Annotated in this window: 22 protein-coding genes and 1 pseudogene; 4 read left to right on the forward strand and 19 right to left on the reverse strand. The window is 32.6% G+C overall.

The window, feature by feature from the left end; translation table 11 throughout:
- Position 1 precedes the first annotated feature (1 nt).
- The 5 genes from efeO to COC46_RS07425 all read right to left on the reverse strand — a co-directional run bounded on the left by efeO (position 2) and on the right by COC46_RS07425 (position 6558).
- Positions 2 to 850 (reverse strand): iron uptake system protein EfeO, encoded by an 849-nt coding sequence (efeO, locus tag COC46_RS07405; RefSeq protein ID WP_098809102.1) that lies wholly within the window; start codon positions 848 to 850, stop codon positions 2 to 4.
- Between the two features lie 170 nt (positions 851 to 1020).
- Complete coding sequence (locus COC46_RS07410; protein ID WP_098809103.1) at positions 1021 to 2328, reverse strand: D-arabinono-1,4-lactone oxidase; 1308 nt, start codon at positions 2326 to 2328, stop codon at positions 1021 to 1023.
- On the reverse strand, positions 2316 to 3491 hold the full coding sequence (locus tag COC46_RS07415; protein WP_098809104.1) for an amino acid deaminase/aldolase: 1176 nt from the start codon (positions 3489 to 3491) through the stop codon (positions 2316 to 2318). The genes COC46_RS07410 and COC46_RS07415 overlap by 13 nt, the downstream gene beginning before the upstream one ends.
- A gap of 95 nt (positions 3492 to 3586) precedes the next feature.
- Entirely contained in the window at positions 3587 to 5860 is a 2274-nt protein-coding gene (locus tag COC46_RS07420; protein ID WP_098809105.1) for an AAA domain-containing protein, read from the reverse strand.
- A gap of 326 nt (positions 5861 to 6186) precedes the next feature.
- Entirely contained in the window at positions 6187 to 6558 is a 372-nt protein-coding gene (locus COC46_RS07425; RefSeq protein ID WP_098809106.1) for a VOC family protein, read from the reverse strand.
- Positions 6559 to 6816: 258 nt separating this feature from the next.
- Between COC46_RS07425 and COC46_RS07430 the strand changes: the two genes are divergently transcribed.
- The gene (locus tag COC46_RS07430) at positions 6817 to 7329 is read left to right on the forward strand and encodes a GNAT family N-acetyltransferase (protein ID WP_098809107.1); all 513 of its coding nucleotides are present in this window, start codon (positions 6817 to 6819) and stop codon (positions 7327 to 7329) included.
- Positions 7330 to 7380: 51 nt separating this feature from the next.
- Here COC46_RS07430 and COC46_RS07435 read toward each other — a convergent pair whose 3' ends face one another.
- From COC46_RS07435 to COC46_RS07445, 3 genes are all read right to left on the reverse strand, one after another.
- Positions 7381 to 7848: a hypothetical protein gene (locus tag COC46_RS07435; protein WP_098809108.1), complete on the reverse strand. Its 468-nt coding sequence runs from the start codon at positions 7846 to 7848 to the stop codon at positions 7381 to 7383.
- A gap of 80 nt (positions 7849 to 7928) precedes the next feature.
- Positions 7929 to 8441 carry a hypothetical protein gene (locus COC46_RS07440; protein WP_098809109.1) on the reverse strand — a complete coding sequence of 171 codons (513 nt, stop codon included), beginning with the start codon at positions 8439 to 8441 and terminating at the stop codon, positions 7929 to 7931.
- On the reverse strand, positions 8416 to 8982 hold the full coding sequence (locus COC46_RS07445; protein WP_098809110.1) for an RNA polymerase sigma factor: 567 nt from the start codon (positions 8980 to 8982) through the stop codon (positions 8416 to 8418). Before COC46_RS07445 ends, COC46_RS07440 begins: the two co-directional genes overlap by 26 nt.
- 612 nt (positions 8983 to 9594) lie before the next feature.
- On the opposite strand from COC46_RS07445, the gene COC46_RS07455 reads away from it, so the two are divergent.
- Together COC46_RS07455 and COC46_RS07460 are read left to right on the forward strand one after the other, a co-directional pair.
- Positions 9595 to 10569 carry an NAD(P)H-quinone oxidoreductase gene (locus COC46_RS07455; RefSeq protein WP_098809112.1) on the forward strand — a complete coding sequence of 325 codons (975 nt, stop codon included), beginning with the start codon at positions 9595 to 9597 and terminating at the stop codon, positions 10567 to 10569.
- A 27-nt stretch (positions 10570 to 10596) separates the two neighbouring features.
- Entirely contained in the window at positions 10597 to 11301 is a 705-nt protein-coding gene (locus COC46_RS07460; RefSeq protein ID WP_098809113.1) for a DUF554 domain-containing protein, read from the forward strand.
- Between the two features lie 47 nt (positions 11302 to 11348).
- On the opposite strand, the gene COC46_RS07465 is transcribed toward COC46_RS07460, so the two are convergent.
- The 8 genes and pseudogenes from COC46_RS07465 to COC46_RS07500 all read right to left on the reverse strand — a co-directional run bounded on the left by COC46_RS07465 (position 11349) and on the right by COC46_RS07500 (position 17274).
- Positions 11349 to 12068 carry a YoaK family protein gene (locus tag COC46_RS07465; RefSeq protein WP_098809114.1) on the reverse strand — a complete coding sequence of 240 codons (720 nt, stop codon included), beginning with the start codon at positions 12066 to 12068 and terminating at the stop codon, positions 11349 to 11351.
- Positions 12069 to 12371: 303 nt separating this feature from the next.
- Positions 12372 to 12875: a GNAT family N-acetyltransferase gene (locus tag COC46_RS07470; protein WP_176545089.1), complete on the reverse strand. Its 504-nt coding sequence runs from the start codon at positions 12873 to 12875 to the stop codon at positions 12372 to 12374.
- A 384-nt stretch (positions 12876 to 13259) separates the two neighbouring features.
- Complete coding sequence (locus tag COC46_RS07475; RefSeq protein ID WP_098809116.1) at positions 13260 to 14024, reverse strand: ABC transporter permease; 765 nt, start codon at positions 14022 to 14024, stop codon at positions 13260 to 13262.
- Positions 14024 to 14785: an ABC transporter ATP-binding protein gene (locus COC46_RS07480; protein ID WP_098809117.1), complete on the reverse strand. Its 762-nt coding sequence runs from the start codon at positions 14783 to 14785 to the stop codon at positions 14024 to 14026. Before COC46_RS07480 ends, COC46_RS07475 begins: the two co-directional genes overlap by 1 nt.
- Before the next feature lie 79 nt (positions 14786 to 14864).
- Entirely contained in the window at positions 14865 to 15209 is a 345-nt protein-coding gene (locus COC46_RS07485) for a DUF1048 domain-containing protein (protein WP_098809118.1), read from the reverse strand.
- Positions 15210 to 15227: 18 nt separating this feature from the next.
- Positions 15228 to 15605, reverse strand: a complete 378-nt coding sequence (locus tag COC46_RS07490; RefSeq protein ID WP_098809119.1) for a DUF1048 domain-containing protein — start codon at positions 15603 to 15605, stop codon at positions 15228 to 15230.
- Between the two features lies 1 nt (position 15606).
- Entirely contained in the window at positions 15607 to 15930 is a 324-nt protein-coding gene (locus tag COC46_RS07495; protein WP_098809120.1) for a PadR family transcriptional regulator, read from the reverse strand.
- A gap of 547 nt (positions 15931 to 16477) precedes the next feature.
- Positions 16478 to 17274 (reverse strand): annotated as a pseudogene (locus COC46_RS07500) (SDR family NAD(P)-dependent oxidoreductase).
- Positions 17275 to 17828: 554 nt separating this feature from the next.
- Between COC46_RS07500 and COC46_RS07505 the strand changes: the two are divergent.
- Positions 17829 to 18677, forward strand: a complete 849-nt coding sequence (locus COC46_RS07505; RefSeq protein WP_176545090.1) for an MBL fold metallo-hydrolase — start codon at positions 17829 to 17831, stop codon at positions 18675 to 18677.
- A gap of 122 nt (positions 18678 to 18799) precedes the next feature.
- Here COC46_RS07505 and COC46_RS07510 read toward each other — a convergent pair whose 3' ends face one another.
- The 3 genes from COC46_RS07510 to gabT all read right to left on the reverse strand — a co-directional run bounded on the left by COC46_RS07510 (position 18800) and on the right by gabT (position 22625).
- Positions 18800 to 19504, reverse strand: coding sequence for an HAD family hydrolase (locus tag COC46_RS07510; protein WP_098809122.1), 705 nt, complete (start codon positions 19502 to 19504; stop codon positions 18800 to 18802).
- A 330-nt stretch (positions 19505 to 19834) separates the two neighbouring features.
- Positions 19835 to 21259: an aldehyde dehydrogenase family protein gene (locus tag COC46_RS07515; protein ID WP_098809123.1), complete on the reverse strand. Its 1425-nt coding sequence runs from the start codon at positions 21257 to 21259 to the stop codon at positions 19835 to 19837.
- A gap of 1 nt (position 21260) precedes the next feature.
- The gene (gene gabT / locus COC46_RS07520) at positions 21261 to 22625 is read right to left on the reverse strand and encodes a 4-aminobutyrate--2-oxoglutarate transaminase (protein WP_098809124.1); all 1365 of its coding nucleotides are present in this window, start codon (positions 22623 to 22625) and stop codon (positions 21261 to 21263) included.
- Between the last annotated feature and the right edge of the window lie 63 nt (positions 22626 to 22688).

Consider the following 22688-nt stretch of genomic DNA (forward strand, 5'->3'; position numbering starts at 1 on the left):
ATTAATTAACCCCTAATGTTGACCCAACTTGAGAAATCGGTTCTGCTAAAGCATCTACTTGTTGAGCTAATTTTTTTACTTCATCTTCTTTTAACTGTTTGTAATCAACATACCCGTCACCTTTTTTATACGTATTTAATGTTGTCATTAAATCATTGAATCGATTTTCAATTGTTGTAGCTAAATCAGTGTCTTTTGCTTTTAATTTATCAGATAATAATTCAAGGATTTTAGCTGAACCTTCTACGTTTGCTGCAAAATCAGCTAAATCAGTGTGTGAATATCGTTCTTCTTCACCTGTAACCTTTGAAGATGAAACTTCATTTAATAATTCCACTGGACCAGTTACAAATAATACTGGATCGATTTCTGCTGTTTCTACTTTCGCACGTAAATAGTTAGCATCCTTCATTAATTGCTCTGTGTATTTTTCAAGACCTTTTGTTGTATTTTGAACCCAAAGAACTTGCTCAATTTTGTGGAAACCAGTCCACTCATTAGCAGGTACATCGCCTTCACGTGCATCGATTTTTGGATCTAAATCACCGAATGATTCTGCTACTGGCTCAATTCTTTCGAAATATGAACGACTAATCGGATATAAACGTTTAGCTTCTGCCATGTTGCCGGCATTAATTGCATCCACAAACTTTTGAGTATTTGTTACAAACTCTTCAGTTTGTGATATAACGAAATCTCTATAATTATTAATCTCTGAATCTAAATTTACTTTTGCTTCTACTTTTGAATCTTTTTTTACATTACTAGCTTCTTCACTTTTTTGTGCACAACCCGCCATCATTAAACTTGTAGCAAGAGAAATTGCGATCATTGTAGTTTGCTTCTTCATGAAAATACCCCCGAAAATCTAAAATTAAATATATGTAATTGATATTGATAACTATTATCAGTTCCAATCATAATACAATTGATAAATATTTTCAATTAAATTTTCATTAAAAAATGACTGAAGCTAGTTCAGTCATTTATCACGATAGAAATTAAACGTAAATTTAATGATCATTCGATCTCAAATAATTTCGATAAATAAGCATTCACAAAAATATTATTCTTATCTAATTTACTTCGAATATCAAGAAAATTTGATAGTGATGGATATAAATGATTCAGTTTTTCTAGATTCATTGAATGCATTTTTCCCCAATGGGGTCTTCCATTATAGCTTTGAAGAATTTCTTCGATTCTATTAAAATATTCCTGGTGAGGCATTCCTTTGTACATATGGATTGCAATATAAGCTGAATCACACATTGAGGCAGGACTTATTAAAAAATTGTCACCTTTGACGAAACGACATTCAATTGGAAAATGAACGTTAAAGCGTTTATTTCTAATTTCCTCTTGTATTTCTAAACTCGCATCATTCATATATTCAGCAGGAATACTATATTCCATTTCATTAAATTTCACATTTCGAGTTGTCGCAAATAATTCATGACTTGGTCCGACCATCCTTGAATTTGGGACACTACTTCCACTTATTTTACTAATTTGTGAACTACTTTTTGGAAAGTTTCTACTAACTTCACTTAATAACCAAAATGCTTTATTTTCTAATGTTGCGACCTTCCATTTTTCAAATTTAAAAGAATGTTTCTTCGTTCTTGTTTCATTCATTAGCTTAACTTGAACATAATTTGAATATGGAAATAAGTAAAACTCAAAGTGTTCATTATCTTTTTTTAACCTTGATAGATTTCTATATATTTCATCTGTATTAACTTTTCTACTTTCGTAACGGTAGGTTTTAGCAGGTTTTATTCTAATTTTAAATTTAACAACGATGCCTAGTAAGCCTAATGATACTCCAAACGCCCTAAATAAATCGGTATTTTTAGTTTTGGAACACTCTAAAATATCTCCCGATGGTAATACTACAGTCATCTCCTCAATTTGTGTGGATAGTATTCCATGATCAATTCCTGTACCATGTGTTCCAGTTAAAAATGCTCCAGCAATCGATTGAACATTTATATCTCCTAGGTTTTCTTGAGAATAACCCGATTCATATAATTCATGACCTAATTGCTCCAACTTAGTACCCGCCCAAACCTCGGCAATTTCTGATTCTTTATTAATTGAAATAACTCCATTTAAGTTGTCTAGTGAAATTAAATAATCATTTGTAGAAATGAGTGGAGTAAATGAGTGACTAGAACCTACTACTCTTAATTTCTTTTTTTCCGAGTTCGCTCTTTTAACGAGGTTTACAACTTCTTCAATTGATGAGGGATAGATTATTTGTTTTGGATTAAATTTTACACTACCAGACCAGTTTTTCCATAACATACTTTTCATAGGAAGCACCCCCTATCACCTCGGTATGTTGTAAACCGGTCAATTATTTTATTTTTACTTACAACATATAAATGAGAAAATCGCTCTGCAATTTCACCAGATTTACTTGGTCTAAAAAGGATTGCCTCGCCAATTTTCAAATCTTCCTTGCCTGAGTAAAATACTGGAGTCTGCACTTCACCTGCACCTTCTAATGGCAATAAAGTACAATTCTTCGGTGAATATGGAGTAGGCAATTTCTCTTTTCCCACCGCCCCTGATGCTATAAATCCACCACTTGTGCAAGTGAAAATCTTATCAGCTGGTTTTCGAATAATCGGTAATGCAAATCCAATTGCAGGTTGATATTGAAAGCTTCGGTACTCATCAAATAGAGTAGGAGAATAAAATCCTGATCCAACAGTAACTTCTGTAACTACTTTTTCATTTGAAGTAGAGTGAAGACTTCCTGTACCACCGCCATTAACAAAATCAAGTTGATAACCATCTTTTTCAATATATTTAACAATTTCTTTTCTTCTCTTTGCAATTTCACTTAAAGATTTCCTTTTTAGAAATTGAATAATTTTATTTTTTATAAACCTATTTTTTGCATCATCACCAACCCCAGCAATTTGAGCTTCATAACCCATTATTCCTTCTAAACGAACATTCAAGGATTGCAATATATGTGTAAGGAGCGGAACTAAATCTCTTGTATTTTTTATAGGTGATCTTCTTACTCCAAAATGAAATCCAAAATAGGAAGTGCTCATGTCAACATCAATACAAAGAGGAATGACAACTTCATTTTTTGCTGCAACTTTTTCAATCATTCCTATTTGCTCCGTCTCATCCACCATACAAATTATTTTTTTACCTTTTTTTATTTGTAAGGCGATTTTATTTAAACCTTTTACATCAATTGTTGGATAGCCTATTAATAAATTATCAAAACCATTTTCAGCTAGAAAATCTGCTTCATGAGGGTTATAACACATTAGACCCTCATAACAGTCATTACTCTCTAAAATATAATTTAAAACTTGTACACTTCGAATTGATTTTGTTGCAATTCGTATTTTCTTACCATTTGAATTTTTAGCGATATCATCAACATTTTGAACAAAAGCATCCCAATCTAAAAAAGCACAAGGCATAGACATTTTAGAAAAAACCGATCGATCGACCATTTATTCACCTATCCTGCAGCAATTTTATTATTAATTTATGCAAGAAATTAATTAATAAGAATAAAAAAACTACACAGAATATGCTCCGTGTAATTTTAATAATCGATAAACCCTTTTAATGTTTGTATTGTTAATGGACAATTTAATCTTGCCGAATTATTTGATTGATTTAGACTAACTTTCGAAAGCGGAATACCAAACCATAATAATTCATTGTCTATGATAATAAATGGTTGTACTTGATCTTTTTTTATAAAATTTCTATTTTTTTGATTTTCAAAATGAGCTTCACTTATAAAAAGAATTGGTACTTCAATTTCGTTTATGATTTTTCTAATTTCCAATGACATGTTAGTTAAATTTGGCATAGAGACAATTATTTTTTTATTAGCATGCTTTAAATCATTTAATAATTCATTTTTAAGTTCAATGGAATCATTAAAAAATAGTTTTAACCTCTTTGAAATACTTTTTAGAAAAAACTTCTCAAAATCTTCTTTACTAACTTTGTATTCATTATTTATTTGATAATGAATTAGTTTATTAATAGTTTTATTTGAAGTCGTTTTATTTTTTATAAATGGAATATCCGCAATATGAATAAATTTACCTCTCGCCCTAGTCAGTGCAACATTTATTAATCTTTCGCTATTTTGATCTGTTAGTAGTAAGCCTGGAGAGTATTGTGGCAATGTATCGACTGAATCAAAAATTATAACATCACATTCCGCTCCTTGAAATCGATGAACCGTTGCAATTTGTATAGGTAGATCTTTGTATTTTGTTTTACCAATTATCTCTTTATGAAGTGCCATCAATAATTTTGCCTGAGCTCTGTATGGTGTAACAATTCCTATTGACTTGACTCCATCTACTATACTTGTAAGAATACTTTGAATGGCAATAATTGCAGATCCTAAATTATATCTAGAATTTGTATTTGAATCCTTTAATGCATAAGTTTTTAGAAATTGTGAATTGATTAAACTATTTGCTTTCATTGGAAATGGTCTATGTTTTGAGATTTCTTGTCTTTTTTTGACGGAAGGATGATCAAATACCAGCGAATGGTAGATTTCCTTGTTCGTAAAGCCCGATATGGCTGGATGCATTCTTCTTTGTTTATTTAGTAAAACTAAATTAATTAATGGTTCTCCATTTTCAATTTTTTGGACGATTCTAGTATGATGAAATAAATCTTCTTGTAGCCACTTTTTCACATATTCATTATGAAAGCATGATGCAATAGGTGGTAATTGTTTAAAATCACCACATACAACAATCCGTTTCCCTAAAGTTGAAGCAAAAGCAATTTGTGGTGTATATGCCATACTAATTTCATCCACAATGACTAAATCAAACTCTCGTAAATAAATTAATGGATCAATGGAGCATTTGGATAATGTCGTTCCAATCACTTTTGCTTGATCAATCAACTCTTTTTCTTTTTCACGAATTTCACCACGAATTTTATTTAACTTATTTTGAATTTTACTTAAATCATCTAATTCTCTTTTCGAAGCAGCGCCTCTTCTTGCTTTTCTTAGCATTGAATGCTTACGCTCATCTAAATTTTCCAATTCAGATTGATTTATACTTCCATTTACCTCTACTAGTTTTGATGAAAGTATATCTTCGTGCTGTAACAACACTTCATCTTTCGTGTAACCATAACGGACAATCTCGCCGCTTTTCCATTTATCTTTATGCTCTAATTCACGAATAACATTTTTCATTAATACATCTACCGCTGCATTAGAGTGCGCGATCACTAATACAGACTTACTTTTTTCATAATGTTTTAAAATAATATTCGTCAAATTATAAGATTTTCCAGTCCCAGGTGGACCCCAAATATAGGTTGTTGCATTATAAAATGAACGATAAATTAACTCTTGTTTTGTTGAACTTTCTTTCTTCATTTTACTTAAATGTTTAGCAGTAGAATCAGCGTTTATAAGCTTCATAATTCTTTTTTGTTTACTTCGATAGTCTTTAATTTCCTCAAGTCTTTCGATTAATTGATCCAACAACTCCCATGGTTCATTAAAAAGTTCAGCATAAGGAATTGTTGAAGTTATTCTATCATTAATTTTTATTTCTACTTGAGAGCCTTTAAACGATAATAATTCTCCTTGATATTCTTGATTTTCTATTTTAATTCGAACTGGTGTACCTTCTGGGACAAAAATTTCTGCATAAATCGTGAACAAAATAACCGTACTATTTCCTATTTGATATAATGGAGTACCTTTAGAAAGGGTAAAGCTTCTCCCGCCGTGAAATTTGAGATAATTCCGCTCTGCCTCAATTGCTGTTTGCCATTCTGTAATTAACTTATTTACGTCACTTAGTGTGTTTAAAAACATTTAGTTCACCTAACTAATTTTAGATATTGATATTGTAAATTTTTCTCTTAATACATATTTTTATTTTTGTTAATAAGCGCATTTAAATAATCAGACCATTTTATCTAACAATAATTCGCTCTAACTAAAACGATTGAAAGTTTTGATTTACTAATCATACACTAAATATTGCAGTTTATTAAATTTTTACACCTTGTCTAATCGGAATATCTGTAACTAACTATTTAATGAAAAAAAATAGACTATCTATTAGACAGTCATTTTCATTCTTATATTAATAACCATATAAATAATTGAAACTTTGAACTCTGCATTTATTTCTTAATTCATCTATGTTGGTCTAGTAGAATTGTATTACCATCAGGATCCTCAATTATAAAACTTGCTGGACCTTCAGTTGTTTCATCTGCTTCAGTTAGAAATTTAATTTCTTTCTCTTTAAGCTGCTTTTGTAGTTCTCGGATGTCTGTAAATGATTCTAGATTTTCGGCATTTTCATTCCAACCCGGATTAAAAGTCAGAATATTCTTTTCAAACATACCTTGGAATAAGCCAATAATGCTATTTTCATTTTTTAAAATGAGCCAATTTTGGGTAATATCCCCTCCAAAAACTTGAAATCCTAGATTTTCATAAAAAGCTTTTGATTTGTTAATGTCCCTCACAGTTAAACTTACAGAGAATGCGCCTAGTTTCATAATTCCTCCTATAATAAATAGTATTTAATCCATTTCTTTACTTTATTTCAAAAAATGAATAGACAAATTAACAAGGATGATTCATAGAAATAATATTTCATTATTAATTGATGAACTCCTGCATTAAATTTAATACTATTTTGCTCTAATTTTTTTAATTCACTCTATAGCAAACGATACTAAATTTCAATTTTACGGTTTGAATGAAAGGTTTTAAAATAAGAATAGATGAAATTTAATGATGAGGGGAAGAAAGACATGATTCGACATGCAACTCAAAATGATTTATTGGACATTCTTGAAATCTATAATGATGCCATACTTAATACAACTGCTATATATGCTTATAAAAAACAAACGCTTGAAAACAGACAAATTTGGTTTGAACAAAAGATGGATGAAGATTATCCAATACTAGTATTCGAACTTAATCACAAAGTGGTTGGATTTGCTACTTTTGGACCTTTTAGAGCTTGGCCAGCCTATAAATATTCAATTGAACATTCGATTTATGTAAATAATGAATACAGAAAAAGAGGTATTGGATCTTCATTAATGAAAGAAATAATCTCGATTGCGAAAGAAAGAGATTATAAGACATTAATTGCTGGAATTGATGCAGAAAATCAAAATAGTATTGCTATGCATAAAACTTTTGGATTCGAGTATTCAGGTACAATAAAAAAAGCAGGTTATAAATTCAATAGATGGCTTGACTTGGCCTTTTATCAATTAGATCTTATTGGACCTAAAAAACCTATAGAAGAATAAATTAAAAATTGGTATGTTTTAAACAAATATTTTCAAAACATACCAATTTCTTTATTTCACCTCTAAAACGAAGACATAAGAAGCATCGCCATTTGATACGTGCTTATCTTTAGAATCCTTCCACCATACTCCATAAGAATAATAGTAAACCCCTTTTTTAATCGGTGCGGTAAATTGATTCTTCACTACTACTACTTCAATTTCCTTATCATTATTTATTTGAGTTAAATGGATTTCATTTGGTTTTTGATGATAATTCATCTTAATTGTGACGTTTTCTCCAGGATTTACTACAATCGGCTTTTCATCTTCTAATAGTTCGACTGGCCCTGCAGTATCAACGCATTCCCCATGTCCATTTCTAATCCAGCAATAAGTACCTAACTTCGTTTCATATGTTTGTTTATCTATTTGGATCATTGTTTTTGGAGGCTTACTACCTTTCAAAGCCTCATTTATTGAACAGCCTGTGAGAATAAAAAAAGTAAAAAGTAGAGCTAAACCTAATCTTCTAGCCATTAAAGATCCCTCCGTTTACAAAATAGACATTTGAAGACTATAACGATATGATTCTTACTATAAGTTATCTTTAACATTCATTAGTCAGTTTTTGAAAATTTAAAGATTGTCCCGTTCTCCTGTTCTACAATAATGACTTTTGTGTCCTCGTTTGTAGTATAGATTTTATCGCCTACACTTAACATATTAGAGGAGAAATTGTCCTTTAGAATCGTACGATCTTTGACAACTTCATGAACGATTCCAATTTGGTTATTAAATGTATATTCCTTATTTTTAATAACCCCATCAAACCGATATTCAATTCCGTTAACAATTAATAGTCCAATAGAGTCATCCGCAGAAGTGCTTTCATTTACCTTTGTATCACCTACTGCTTCCATTAATTCATTTTTTATAGGAAAAATATTAAAAATTGAAAATGCTAGAAATAAAACAATTACAACAGAAACGAATGGTTTTTGAAATCGCTTGTTTCCCTGATTGGAATTAGCTTTACTCCATACTTGGTGAAATGTGACAGAAGGATTCTGCTCATCTAAATTCTTTTGACAAATATGTTTAATTTCAGAAATAGGATTGTTTCCCTTCATTTAGCTCCCTCCCTTTAAGTTTTTCTTCTACCTTAAACAGTTCATTTTTCGATAAACGACTTCTTAATTTCGTCAGCGCGTAATTTAGTCTAGATTTACATGTACCGATCGGAATATTTAAAGAATCCGAAACTTCATCCAATTTTAATTCTAAATAATAATGTAGAATGATCACTTCCTTACTTTTCTGAGGTAGCAAGTTTATCTCTTTCCAAAGTTGATCCTCCATTTCGGTTTGTAATATCGATTGTTCAACACTATTTTCTAATGGAGCAATAGGATTCATGCCAAAAAGCTTCTTTATTTTTTGTTTACGAATCATGTTGCGAGTGATATTTACTGTGATTCGATAAATCCAAGGTTCAATTTGTTTTGTTGAATCATATAAATGGATTTTTTTAATGATGCGAATGAAAGTCTCTTGTGTGATATCATCTGCCATAGCACTTGATTTGGTTAAAAAGTAAGCAGTTCGATACACCAATGACGAGTGTTTATTAAACAAGACTTCTAAACGATCTTTGTCAATACTTTCAGGCACAAGTACTCCTCCTTTCAGTTCTTACTCTATATACACTTCAAAGCAAGTAATCGTTCGGTATTTTTTATGTATTTTTTTCTTTTTTAAAAAAAGTATGATTTAGAAAGTTGTTTACGTGTATTACACATAAGAAATATTGATAAATAAAAAAAGCCACACGCGTGACTCTTATACTAGTTGAATTAAAGGTTCCATATCCTTCTAAAAAACTATCTAAATATTGATTGTACAATAACATTTTTTGCATTTTCGAAGTTAAAAGCTTTGAAAAATCGAAATCTTGATTTCCATTTCGAACTCGAATAGTTGTTTTAACTGGATCAACTTCGACTAACAATCATTTTCTACAAGAACTTTATTCCTTTCCTCTAAATAGCAAACTCTTAAAAATGAGGAATTAATTACTAATTAATTCCTCATTCCACCGAACAAGAAAATATACAATTACTATTTAGTAAAACAAGAAATTCAATCTCACTATTAAAATATGACAGGTCAATGAAGATACTGCAATCACTTACACTTTTTTCATCAATCCAAGTTTTTAAAATATTCTTTCGATTAGTTATATAGTATGATAAGGATTATCTAAATTAAAGGTAGGTTTTGAGAATGAAAGCAGTTCAAATTGATGAATCAAAGCATTTATTTATTGATGATTATCAAATGCCTGTTTTAGGTGAAAATGAACTTCTTGTTAAAGTTCATGCTACGGCTATTAATCGAGCTGACTTACTTCAAAAACATGGTAAATATCCTATACCTGAAGGCGCATCTCCAATTTTAGGTTTAGAGATGTCTGGTACGGTTGAAGAAGTTGGGGCAAACGTAACGAATTGGAGGATTGGCGATCGTGTTTGTGGCTTGTTGCCAGGTGGAGGCTATGCTCAATATGTTACTATCCCCTCAGATTTAGCTATTTCTATACCCGATCATTTATCGTTTGAAGAGGCCGCTGCTATACCAGAAGTTTTTTTAACGGCTTACTTAAATTTATTTGAGCTAGGTAAATTAAAAGAAAATGAAACTGTTTTAATTCATGCAGGTGCTAGCGGAGTCGGAACTGCTGCGATTCAACTTGCTAGAGAGTTTGGCGCAAAATCAATCGTGACCGCGGGGAATGAAATGAAACTCATAGCTTGTACTGAACTAGGAGCAAATCATGTTGTAAATTACAAAACTCAAGATTTTAAAACGGAAGTTGCAAAAATTACAGAAAATATAGGAACAGATGTCATTTTAGATTTTATTGGTGCATCCTATTTCCATCAAAACCTTCAATCTTTAAATACTAACGGTAGACTCATTTTGATCGGTACTATGGGTGGAGTTAAAGTGAGCGACGTAAACTTATTACCACTTTTAACAAAAAGGATATCCGTAATCGGAAGTACTTTGCGTTCGCAAACACTTAATCAAAAGATCCATTTAACAAATCAATTTAAAAAATATGCTTTACCGCTTTTTTCTGATAAGAAAATAAAACCTGTTATCGATTCTGTGTATAGCTGGCATGAAGTTAATGAAGCACATACTCGAATGGAGAACAATTTAAATATCGGAAAAATAGTTATAAACATAGATTAAATTAAATGCAAGCTAAAGGGGATTATCATGGTATTACTCGGTTCAGTCGTTAATGCAGTAGCTATTATTTTAGGCTCATTACTAGGTTTATTTATTAAAAGAATTCCAGATCGCATGAAAAACTTAGTAACTCAGTCAATTTCTCTCGTAATCATAGTCATTGGATTTACTTTAGCTATGAAAACTAATCAGGTTCTAATCGTTGTTTTCAGCTTAGCATTAGGTGCAGTTGTGGGTGAATGGTTAGATATTGAAAGTAAATTAGATAAATTAGGTCAATTTATAGAAAGTAAATTTAAATCAAAAAATGAAGGCTCAATTTCGAAAGGATTTGTTACTTCAACTTTATTATTCTGTGTTGGTGCGATGGCGATACTTGGAGCCCTAGATAGCGGTCTTCGTCATAATCATGAAATTTTATTTACTAAATCGATGATGGACGGTTTTCTATCCATCATTTTAACATCGACTCTTGGAATTGGCGTATTACTCTCTGCAGTGCCAGTCTTAATCTACCAAGGTTTCATTGCTATTTTTGCATCATTTGTACCAAATCTAGTTACTCAACATTTATTAGATTCAATCATCGCAGAAATCTCAGGTACTGGTGGAATTTTATTAATAGCGCTTGGATTGAATACATTAGGTTTAGTAAAAATGAAAATTGGAAATATGTTACCTTCCATTTTATTTGCTCTGATATTTGTTTGTTTGATTCAATTTTTTAAGTAAAGATAAATAGTTGAAACTATTTCTACAAACACAAACGAGCCAAAAAATTAGGCTCGTTTTTTATACCATTTTACGTAGTTTTTTCTAAAATAGCCTTTGTCTTTATGATATAAAATTATAGCGATCAATAACACTCCCGCTGCAATCCAAACAGACTGGTTCCCAATATACCTTGTAGCAAAACTCCCAAACAACGCTCCAAAGGAAAAGGATAGAATAATGACTAAAAACTCCTTAAATTTTGTTTTGGCTTCTTTGTCATGATTTATAAATGCCGTATATGCCGCTTGTGAAGCGATTCTAATATTCCCAGTTGTCATAGTTGAATTATATGCCCACTTATCTAAATGGGTGAATGTTGAAATTTGCAAGGAAGATACAAATGAAATGCAAACTGTTATAACTAAATTAGGAACACTACTAGGTAATAACCCCACTAGAATTAATACGGCACATTCTAATAGAAGAATTGAGCGTCTATAGCTATATAAAAATTCTCTTAAACGTGGACGTTTAACAGTTTCAGCTACCAGTACTCCTAGAATAAAGGCAATGATCGGTAGAATATAATCGATAGCGTTTTTCCAATTTCCATAAGATAGATTGATTGCTAGTAGAACAAGATTCCCTGTTTGGGCATTGGCAAACACGCCGTCTCTGCTAATAAATGTATACGCATCTAAAAACCCACCTACTAATGCTAATAATAATCCAAGGTATACTGAATTTGATGATAATGATGGAATTATTTTTTGTGTAGATTTCAATCTAGTTTTCTCCTGCTACTATTACTAAAAGATAACTTATCACAATCATAACACAGTTATTATGTATAAAAATGTGAACAAAAATCCAACATTTGAATAATAAAATAATCGAATTCCACATTAACTATCTATTTATCTATAATAAAAAAAGATGACCAAATCATTCATTTGATCATCTCAGTGTGTGACAAAGTACCAAAAATTTGATTTTCAAACTGATTGCAAGCGCTTGTCNNGAAGAAAGCGAGCGTTTGGCGGGTAGTCTGAAATGACCAAATCATTCAATTGATCATCTTTTTCTTCTTATTTAATTACCTTAACCATATGATCCTCATCGTAAAATTGATTATTTACAAATAAAGCTCTTTTTTCTGTTCCAAAGCTTTCAAACCCTACAGATTCATAAAGTCTTTTTGCCGACTGATTCGATGAAATGACTGCTAACTCAATTTGTAAAATCTCTTCGATTTTAATTGCATCTTGTATCGCATGACTTAAAACTTTTTTCCCTACCCCTTTACCACGGTAGGTTGGCGTTACATACATTCCCCAAATTGTTCCTTTGTGTTTCATTTTTTCAGATCTTTTTTGGTAGAAGCCTGCCACTCCCACAAGTTCCTCTTTATCGAACGCACCCATAATAAAATTATCGTAAGTTTTAGGGAAATTAATAGAATGCTGTTCCATTGATTTTTTCTCATATTCTAATAAACTTTCACCGAATGCTTCTGGTGATAATTTTAACCCTTCACTTCTTAAACGAATAAATTCAGGTAAATCTTCAATCGTTAACTTTCGAATTTCCATAATAAATCTCCCTTCGAATTTATGAAATATCATTATTTTGACTTTTAATAGAAAATTTTATATGTAATGGTTAATATTGATTTCAATTATTAGATACTAACTTAAGAGTATATTGAAAATGAAGTCTGAGAGCTCCTATACTGGTCAAAACAACAATGAGCCTCAAATCTAGCGGAAATCAGCATAACATCCTTCATTTACGATAGAATTGTTCTCACTCAAATATAACATACAATTCTGAAGTTTTTGAATAAAAAAATCGTCATTCTGCGCTTTTGATTGAACTAACACATGCTTTACTAGAATCTAGGACTTGAAAATTTTCATTCTCCCTATCAAAAAAAAGTACAAACCGAAAGAATTCTCCAGCGTGTACTTTATCAACTATTTCATTCGTTTTTTATATACCTTCATCGAAATCACATAAAACAAAATCCCAATTCCAACTAACCAAAATAATGCTGTTACAATCGCACCATCATTCGGCTGCCCAGCTAATAGTGAACGTACACTTTCTGCGATTGGTGTCATAGGCTGATTTTCAGCAAATGCTCGAAGCTTGCTACCCATATTATTTGTTGGAACAAAGGCCGAACTTACAAACATTAAGCCCATAAGAATATAAGAGAATATGCTCGCACCTTCATATGATTTTGACATAAGCCCGCATGCTACTGCAATCCAAGTGAAAGAAAAAATGGTAAGCAAGATCATACCAATTGCTAGTAGCCATTCTACAAAATCAGCGTGAGGGCGAAATCCCATTAGGAAAGAAATGAGCATCACAGAAATAACAGATAATAAGTTTAATAGTAATGTAGAGATGACATGCCCTCCAAGGATCGATGATTTGGCAATTGGCATGGAATGGAATCGATCAAATATCCCTCTTGTCATGTCTGTATTCACTCGAACTGCTGTATAGGAAATCCCCATTCCAATACACATAAGCAACACACCTGGAACGATAAAATTCACATAATCTACTTTATCTAATGTCATGGCACTACCAAAAATATAGACGAAAGCAAGCATAAGCATAATGGGCATGAGAATCGTTGTAATAATTGTGTCAATACTTCGAAGTGAATGCTTCATCACTCGACTGCTCATTGTAAAAGTATCACTGAAAAAATGGTTTCCACTCATTATAATTCCCCTTTCTTTCCAGTAACTGTGAGGAATATTTCCTCAAGTGTCGGCTGTTTTTCTACGTATTCCACCTTTTTAGGTGGAAGAATGGCTTTTAATTCATCCATTGTTCCTTCAACAAGAATTTTTCCTTCGTGTAAAATTGCAATGCGGTCAGCTAGTTGTTCAGCCTCTTCTAAATATTGCGTTGTAAGAAAAACTGTTATACCAGCTTTCACCATATCACGAATCACTTCCCACAATGCTAAACGTGCTTCTGGGTCAAGCCCAACAGAAGGCTCATCAAGAAAAATAAGTTCCGGTGACCCAAGTACTGTCATAGCTAAATCTAAGCGGCGTTTCATTCCACCTGAATAAGTAGCAAGAGCTCGATCACCAGCTTCTACTAAATCAAATCGGCGTAGACTTTCCTCTACTACTTTTTTTCGATCAGGTAAGTGGCGTAGTTTTGCTACTAAGTCAAGATTTTCCCGCCCTGTCAAAATATCATCTACTGCCACATTTTGACCTGTTAAACTGATTTTCTCACGTACTTGCTCAGGTTTTGTACGAAGATTGGTACCGCAAACTTCAATCTCTCCATCGTTTGTTTTTAGTAAAGTAGTTAAAATTTTTATGATTGTCGTTTTACCGGCACCGTTTGACCCTAGAAGAGCAAATACACTGCCTTTTTGCACTTCAAAATCTACTCCTTTTAGAACCTCGTTATCTTTGAAGGATTTTTTCAGCCCTTTCACTGAAATTGCTGTATTATTCATTTGTTTCCCTCCCATATATAAAGCTGAAGAAGCTTTCTCGTTGCGCCTACAACTAGCTTTTTTCAAAAAAACTATTCCGTTATTTTTTCTTACCCACACGATTTAATATGCTTTTGTTCAAATTATCGCGTAACTTATCATCCCATCTTTTTGCTTGGTCAGTAAGTCCATTGGCGAATGCTGTCAAGTCATCACCAGTCACTTCTAATACGTCTTTGCCCTTTTGTGCACCTTCTTCAAATAAATCAATAAGATCGTACTGGATTCTCAACATATCCATGCCGCTTCCAGACGCGAAAGTCCACATATATTTGCAGATTTTTTTATAGGCTTCTGAGTAGTCGCCTGGCAATGCTTCGACACGCGCCATCATTTCTTTGTATTCTTTTTTGTCGTCAAGTATCTTTTTGAAGAAATTTACCATTGTATTTAGCCCCCTACTTTATTTTTTATTCGTCCATATTTTTACTTGTTGTTTAACTCTATTCTCAATATCTTTTCCCAGTTCAACTTGCCCTCCTAATATACTCGTCGATTCTCCATCTAGTCTTGAGAGAGCCATCAATTCGTCGGCAAATGCCGCAACGTCCTCACCGGTAACATCTAGCACATGCTTACCTTCTGCTGAACTAGCTTCAAATAGTTCATACAAATTAATGATTTCTTCACCAAATCCATATCCAAAATTCCACATATACTTTTGAATCTTTTTAAACACAAAAGCGTAATCTTTCGGTAGGGCATTTACTTTTTTCATAAATGCCTTGTATTCCTTCTTGCTTTCTAAATCACCAATGATTAGCTCTATAAATTTCTTCATACTATTTCTCCCCCTTTAGGATATTAATTTTTGATGCAACAAAATTCCATTTTTTCCAGAATTGTTGTAACTCCTCACGCCCTGATTCGTTTAATGAATAAAACTTACGAGGCGGACCCATTTCTGATCGTTTTTTCTCGATATTTACTAACTGTTTCTTTTCTAAGCGTATCAAAATGGTATAAACTGTACCTTCGACAACCTCTGTAAATCCTAAGTCATTAAGGAGACGGGTAATCTCATAGCCGTAAGTATCACCTCGACTGATGATTTCAAGTACACAACCTTCTAACGAACCTTTGAGCATTTCTGTTAAATTTTCCATAGCAGTCACCTCCTTTATTTTTTGTATAGAGAGAACCACCTATTTAGCTAATTAGTATTACAGATATTCAGTATCACTTAGTAGCGCTTAATAAAAAATCTAAATAGCCTATAGTGCAATGATTTCATATGTTAATTTTTATATGAGCAATTTCAGCTAGTTAGAACGAGTGGTATTCTGTATAACTTAGTATTAGTATATAGTATTACTCAGTAGTTGAAATGTGAACCATTTTTATTAAAAAATTTTATAGACATTTCCAACTATTTAGTACGAATGGTATTCTGTGTTACTTAGTAATAGTATATTGTATTACAGAGTAGAGAAAATGTGAACCTTTTTATAAAAAAATTCAAACACATTTTTAGGTATTTAGTGTTACTAATATTCAGTATTACTTAGTACCTGTATATTGTAACACTGAGTAGTGAACTTGTAAAGTCATTAGATTAATTGTATATTACATTAGCAATCCAAATTAGAATACGATTGAAAGAAACAATAATAATGGACTGAGTCTATTATTATTGTTTCTTTTGTTTATTTATTAAAATACACTACGTACTAAGCCCCCATCTATTCGCAATGCGTATCCATTAATGGCTGAGGAAAGAGGACTACTTATGAATGTGACGAGATTGGCTATTTCTTCCGGGCGAATAAGTCTTTGAATGATGGAGTTGGACGGTTCTCTTTCATAAATCGTTTTTCAGCCTCTTCAATTGTCAATTTCTCATTAGGATAAAGACTAGTTAACATCGTCTTCACGCCTGCAGTCAAAGTAGAACCGGGCATAATCGTATTGACAGTCACATTTGTTCCTTTCGTCAACTCCGCTAAACTGCGAGAAAGTGAGAGTTGCATAGTCTTAGTGGCACTATAATGAGGCATTTCCTGCGATGGCATAATGGCTGCTTCACTTGCAATAAAGATGACTCTGCCTTCATTTCTTTGAATCATTTTTTTTAGATACCGGCGAGTAAGTCGAACACCACTCATGATGTTTACTTCAAATAATTTGTACCAATCCTCATCAGGGATATCAAAATATTCTACAGGTTCAAAAATCCCTAAGTTGTTAATTAGAATGTCTACTTCAGGGTACTGCTCAATAATCTTTTGGCACCCTTGTTCTGTTCCTAGATCAAATACTGCAGATTGAAGGATCGCATCGGGATACTACTGTACACGAATATCATTTATTGTTTCACTAACATTGTCTTCACTACGTCCATTAATAAGGAGAGTTGCACCTTCCACTACTAATGAAGTGGCGATGGCTTTCCCTATTCCTGCAGTAGCCCCAGTAACCAGTGCTGTTTTACCTTTTAAATTCAGTTGCATGTAGCCCCCTCACGTTTCATGTTTTAGATGAATTGATTTATGTGTAAATGGATATTTACGTTTATTTTGTAAAGTTGAGAATTGATGTAAAACGAAAAGTTATGTGTCCATCCTTCTCTCTATACATTTAGAAGTCCCACTAATCATTACTGTTCATAATAGCAACACCCTCTATAAACACCAGTACTATTTCCTATTTCCCAAAATAAAGCAATCATTTTTAAAAAAAATAATGATTTGCGTAACATACTTAATGTCACCAGAAGTTACTATTTCTGCTCAGTAAATAAAAATAATACGTACTTTGAAGTTACATAGTCACAAAAAAGTACCTTATATCCCCATAGATTTGGTAAAGGTATAATAGATCTATCTTTTCTATATTTGCTTATTTAGTCTTAGTTTTTTATAAAGAAGTATCCTGAATGATTGAATTTTTATGTTCTGTTTTACGAAGAGCCAATTAACAAGAGGTAAAAATACGTGAGGAAATTTACCATTCGGATAATGAAATCCATCACAACTATTATTGTTAAAAGAGAGGAATTGATCAAGTGAAAGAACAACAACTTACGATTGACGTATACCATGCTGAAGAAGCTAATGTAAATGCTTATATTATTTCAGATAAGAAAGGAACCATTATTGTAGACTGCACACGAAACAGCGAGGAAGCACGAAAAGTTGCGGCTCTTGCACTGTCAAAGGGCACTATACCTACGAAAATGCTAATTACACACGGACATCCGGATCATTATCTCGGTATGGGGGCTATGTTGCAAGAATTTCCCGATCTTAAAATTATCGTTGCTTCAAAGGAGGTAAAAGACGATATCATTAACTTTACAGCATGGATGGATTCTGTGGATTGGCTTGAAGGTGAACCGAATATGAAACCAAAATCCGAACAATACCCAGATGGATTTGATTATTATATGCGATTAGAAGTATTAGAAACAAACGAAATCATCCTTCCAGGAGGAAGCGTGCTTGAAGTTAATGTAGATTATCCACCAACAGAGAGTGCTCATGTGACCACTATTTTCTCTCCCGACCTGAATGCACTCATCACCTCGGATCTTACTTATAATAAAGTTCACATCTGGCTAGGTGTTGGAGTTGAGCGAGAGCATATCAAGAACTGGCAGGAACAATTGGTGCTACTCAAGAAGAAATACGGACCACTCGAACCGACAATCTATCCTGGACATGGTGAACCGACGGATGTATCAATTTTTGAAATTGATAAAACGTATATGGATGATTTATTGAACGCCGTTGAAATATCTGAGACGGAAGAAGAGGCAAAACAGAAAATGATGCAACTGTATCCGGACTGGCAGAACACCGAATTCCTATTAACTCAGAGTATCAAGAACCAGTTTGAAAAATCACGTCAGTAAACCTAATGTGTCACACATAAAAATTAAGGATAGAAAGGCAGAAATGAGTTCTGCTTTTCTATCCTATTTTTGTACTACAAATTTATAAGTTATTGATAAATAAAAATGGACTTAAAAAGCCCTTATATGTTTACCAAATTTCCAAATAAAAGTAATTTTATTTCGACTAAAGACTGAATACTCTCTATTTTATGATTATGCTCAATTTCGTCATAAGACCATGAATCTCTAATAATATGAATTGCTTTCATCCCTGCATCTAATGCAGGAATAATATCACTTCTAAGTGAGTTCCCAATCATAACCGGATTACTTAATTTTTCTTTTACCTCAAGATAAGTATTTATATCTTTTTTATTCGTAATTAATACGTTATCAAAATAATGTACTAAGCCAGTATCCATCACTCGCTTTGATTGTACGTCTTTTTCACCTAAAGTCAATATTGTCATACTTGCTACATCTTTGTGATTTGACAATTCTTCTATAATAAATGTGTCTCTTTGCAGTGGAACATCAACTTTAAATATCATTTTTGCTAATGATTGTAATTGTTCATTCACAATACTTGATATCTCTATATTATGTCGTGTTGCAAAAAATTCTAAGGTTGATTCCCATGCATAAGGATATCGCTTTTTACTGAACCCCATTTCCTTTATTAGTTCTAGATCGATTTTATTAAAAACTTCTTTAATGTCGTTAATAACTACATTTTCATCTAACGCTTGATATACTAGATTCGCACATAAGTCTGTATTATGACGAAATGCTGCTTGGGTTTGGATTAATGTATCGTCTAAATCAAAAATTAAATCATATTTCATAATTATTTTTCTCACTTTCCAACTGAACCACATAGTTATTAATTTTCATATTGTCTGTTGTGACTTTTGTCAAAGCCTATCTAATTATATATGCAATTTTGCAAAGTGTCCTTATATTAATCTTAAAATACTTAAGAAAACAACTGAATGTTCGTTTTTCCAAATTTTCTTGATAACGAATACTGATTATTTCAAATTACACAAAATAATAAATTCATTTATTTTACCTTAACCTGCCATCGAATTGAACAAGATACACTTTCTGAAAATTTTTCAAATCCGTAAAAAAAGACTTATCATTATTAATCATGATGAGTCCTTGAAATTACATTAAAGTTTAATAGAGATTAGTTTCATTTCCGTCATCTCTTGAATTGCATATTTTATGCCTTCTCTTCCATAACCGCTTTCTTTTACTCCACCATATGGCATTAAATCGACTCTGAATGTAGGGACATCATTTACTAGGACGCCACCAACATGTAATTTTTTAGTAGCATATAATGCTTTTTGTAGGTTGTCAGTATAAATACCTGCTTGTAATCCATAACGACTATTATTTACTTCATTTATTGCATCATCTAGATTTTCATATGAATTAATAACGACAACCGGACCAAATATTTCCTTACATGAAACTTCACTACTATTCTTTACGTTTGTTAATATAGTAGGTTTATAGAGGCGTTCATCTATTATTTCCCCTCCAGTTACAAGCACTGCTTCATCTTTCATTGCATGATTAACCCATTCATCTATTCTTGTAACATCTTTTTTAGAAATCAGTGCACTAATATCAGTTTGAAGGTCTAATGGCGACCCGATTTTTAATAATTCGGTAGCATGTTTCATCTTCTGTACGAATTCATTGTAAAAAGTATTATGAACAAAAATTCGTTGTAGAGATATACACACTTGGCCGTTATATATAAAGGCCCCCCATACACAACGATTGATTAATTCATCAGTTAGTTTAACCCCTTCATCGATGATCAATGCTGAGTTTGATCCTAGTTCCAATGTTACTTTTTTTAATCCTGCTTTGTTTTTTAATGAGATTCCTACTTCAGGGCTACCGGTAAACGTTATTGCGTTTACATTTGGATGTTTTACTAAAGCATCTCCAATTTGAGAGCCCTTTCCAGTAATTAAATTAAAAGCACCTTTAGGTAAATCGGTTTTATCAATCATTTCAGCTAAAGCAATCGCCGAAAGTGGCGTTTGGCTAGCAGGTTTTAAAACGATTGTGTTTCCTGCAGCAATTGCTGGGCCAACTTTATGTGCAACTAAATTAAACGGGAAATTAAATGGAGTAATTGCACCGACTACACCAACTGGCTCTCGAACAGTGTACGTAACTCTACCTTCTCCACCAGGAACTGCATCAAGAGGTAGTGTCTCACCATACATTCTTTTCGCTTCTTCAGCGGCAATTTTATAAGTCGCAATTGTTCGATCTATTTCACCTAAAGCGGCTTTTAATGGCTTAGAAGCTTCTAATGCTAAAATCCCAGCAAGCTGTGAACGATTTTCTTTAAATTGTTCAACTAATTGCTCTAAAATAACACTTCTTTCATATGAACTAAGTTTTTCCATTTTATTTTTTGCGTTATTAGCAGCTACAATCGCTTCTTCTAAATCATCTTTCGTAGCCATCGGTATTTCGGCTAAAATTTCATCAGAATGCGGGGCAACCAGGTTTTCATGTTTTTCACCTTCAACCCATCTTCCATTTATATAAAATTGTTTTTTCATTCTATTTCACCTCAGTTACAAGCTGACTAGCAACTTGGCTTATAGATTGTTTTATAATATCTAGGCCCTCATTTAATTCTTCATCAGTAATAACTAAAGGAGTCAAGAACCGGAGCACATTACTATGAACACCTGCACTTAGAACAATTACTCCATTTTCACAGCATTTCTTTGTTAAAGCAGCAACAAATTCTTTTGCTGGCTGACCAGAAGAAGGATTCGTAAATTCTACGCCTACCATAGCTCCAAGTCCTCTAATATCAGTAATAACCGAGATATCATTTTTCAGTTCATTAAAAAATGATTTAATTTTTTCTCCGATTGTTCTTGCTCGAATCCAAAGTTTTTCATTTTGAATTTTTTCAATCACTTCAAGCGCTGCTACACATCCTAATGGACTTCCACCATATGTTCCACCTAGTTCACCAGGTGATGCAGCATCCATTATCTCAGATCGACCTGTCACAGCACTAATTGGTACCCCCGCTGCAATTGACTTTGACATTGTGATTAAATCTGGTTCAATTTCAAAATATGTCGAAGCAAATAATTCACCCGTTCGACCAAAACCTGTTTGTATTTCATCAGCTATAAACAAAATTCCATGTGACTTACATATTGTATATATTTCTTTGACAAATTTCTTTGGCGGAACAATAAACCCACCTTCACCTTGCACAGGCTCCATAATAACGGCAGCCACTTCCTCTGGTGAAACATCTGTTAATAGAAAATCCTTGAATTGAGAAATACAAAAATTAATATACTCATCTTCAGATAACTCGATTGGTCGATTTGATAAATAAGGGAATTTAGCTTTATACGTAGCAGGGGCAAATGGTCCCATTTTATATTTATATGGTTTTACTTTACTTGTTAACGACATACCTAATAAAGTTCTTCCATGGAAGCCTCGCGTAAATGAAATTATTCCAGAACGCCCTGTGTACTTTCTAGCAATTTTAACAGCATTTTCAACTGCTTCAGCACCGCTATTTAATAGAATAGTTTTTTTAGGAAAATCCCCAGGTGTAATTTCAGTTAATTTTTTAGCTAAGTCAATATAAGGTTTATACATTCCTACATGAAAGCAGGAGTGGATTAAACGTTCTGATTGATTTTTAATCGCTTGTACAACATTACTAGGAGTATGACCTACGTTTAAGGTGCCAATCGCTCCAGCAAAATCTAAAAATTTATTTCCATCTACATCCTCCACGATTGAGCCGTTCGCCTTTTCTACAAAAACAGGTGTATTATTTCCAACTCCATTCGGGACAAATTGACTACGTAATTCAATTAATTCTTTCCCTTTAGGTCCTGGAACTCCAGCTGAGACATTAACAAACTTTCGATTATTGCTCATGTTAAGCTCTCCCTTTCAAAAAGTTTATTTCATTTACGGTCTATTAATTTACTAAAATTATTA

The sequence above is a fragment of the Bacillus sp. AFS041924 genome (assembly GCF_002577195.1).
Lineage (GTDB): Bacteria > Bacillota > Bacilli > Bacillales > Bacillaceae_G > Gottfriedia.

What these genes read in the sequence shown, in the direction of transcription:
- COC46_RS07460 (WP_098809113.1), top strand. Translation starts at nt 10,597, where the DNA reads ATGGTATTACTCGGTTCAGTCGTTAATGCAGTAGCTATTATTTTAGGC.
- COC46_RS07510 (WP_098809122.1), bottom strand. Translation starts at nt 19,504, where the DNA reads ATGAAATATGATTTAATTTTTGATTTAGACGATACATTAATCCAAACC.
- gabT (WP_098809124.1), bottom strand. Translation starts at nt 22,625, where the DNA reads ATGAGCAATAATCGAAAGTTTGTTAATGTCTCAGCTGGAGTTCCAGGA.
- COC46_RS07495 (WP_098809120.1), bottom strand. Translation starts at nt 15,930, where the DNA reads ATGGAAAATTTAACAGAAATGCTCAAAGGTTCGTTAGAAGGTTGTGTA.
- COC46_RS07490 (WP_098809119.1), bottom strand. Translation starts at nt 15,605, where the DNA reads ATGAAGAAATTTATAGAGCTAATCATTGGTGATTTAGAAAGCAAGAAG.
- COC46_RS07470 (WP_176545089.1), bottom strand. Translation starts at nt 12,875, where the DNA reads ATGGAAATTCGAAAGTTAACGATTGAAGATTTACCTGAATTTATTCGT.
- COC46_RS07455 (WP_098809112.1), top strand. Translation starts at nt 9,595, where the DNA reads ATGAAAGCAGTTCAAATTGATGAATCAAAGCATTTATTTATTGATGAT.
- COC46_RS07515 (WP_098809123.1), bottom strand. Translation starts at nt 21,259, where the DNA reads ATGAAAAAACAATTTTATATAAATGGAAGATGGGTTGAAGGTGAAAAA.
- COC46_RS07440 (WP_098809109.1), bottom strand. Translation starts at nt 8,441, where the DNA reads ATGAAGGGAAACAATCCTATTTCTGAAATTAAACATATTTGTCAAAAG.
- efeO (WP_098809102.1), bottom strand. Translation starts at nt 850, where the DNA reads ATGAAGAAGCAAACTACAATGATCGCAATTTCTCTTGCTACAAGTTTA.
- COC46_RS07425 (WP_098809106.1), bottom strand. Translation starts at nt 6,558, where the DNA reads ATGAAACTAGGCGCATTCTCTGTAAGTTTAACTGTGAGGGACATTAAC.
- COC46_RS07485 (WP_098809118.1), bottom strand. Translation starts at nt 15,209, where the DNA reads ATGGTAAATTTCTTCAAAAAGATACTTGACGACAAAAAAGAATACAAA.
- COC46_RS07480 (WP_098809117.1), bottom strand. Translation starts at nt 14,785, where the DNA reads ATGAATAATACAGCAATTTCAGTGAAAGGGCTGAAAAAATCCTTCAAA.
- COC46_RS07475 (WP_098809116.1), bottom strand. Translation starts at nt 14,024, where the DNA reads ATGAGTGGAAACCATTTTTTCAGTGATACTTTTACAATGAGCAGTCGA.
- COC46_RS07430 (WP_098809107.1), top strand. Translation starts at nt 6,817, where the DNA reads ATGATTCGACATGCAACTCAAAATGATTTATTGGACATTCTTGAAATC.
- COC46_RS07420 (WP_098809105.1), bottom strand. Translation starts at nt 5,860, where the DNA reads ATGTTTTTAAACACACTAAGTGACGTAAATAAGTTAATTACAGAATGG.
- COC46_RS07415 (WP_098809104.1), bottom strand. Translation starts at nt 3,491, where the DNA reads ATGGTCGATCGATCGGTTTTTTCTAAAATGTCTATGCCTTGTGCTTTT.
- COC46_RS07435 (WP_098809108.1), bottom strand. Translation starts at nt 7,848, where the DNA reads ATGGCTAGAAGATTAGGTTTAGCTCTACTTTTTACTTTTTTTATTCTC.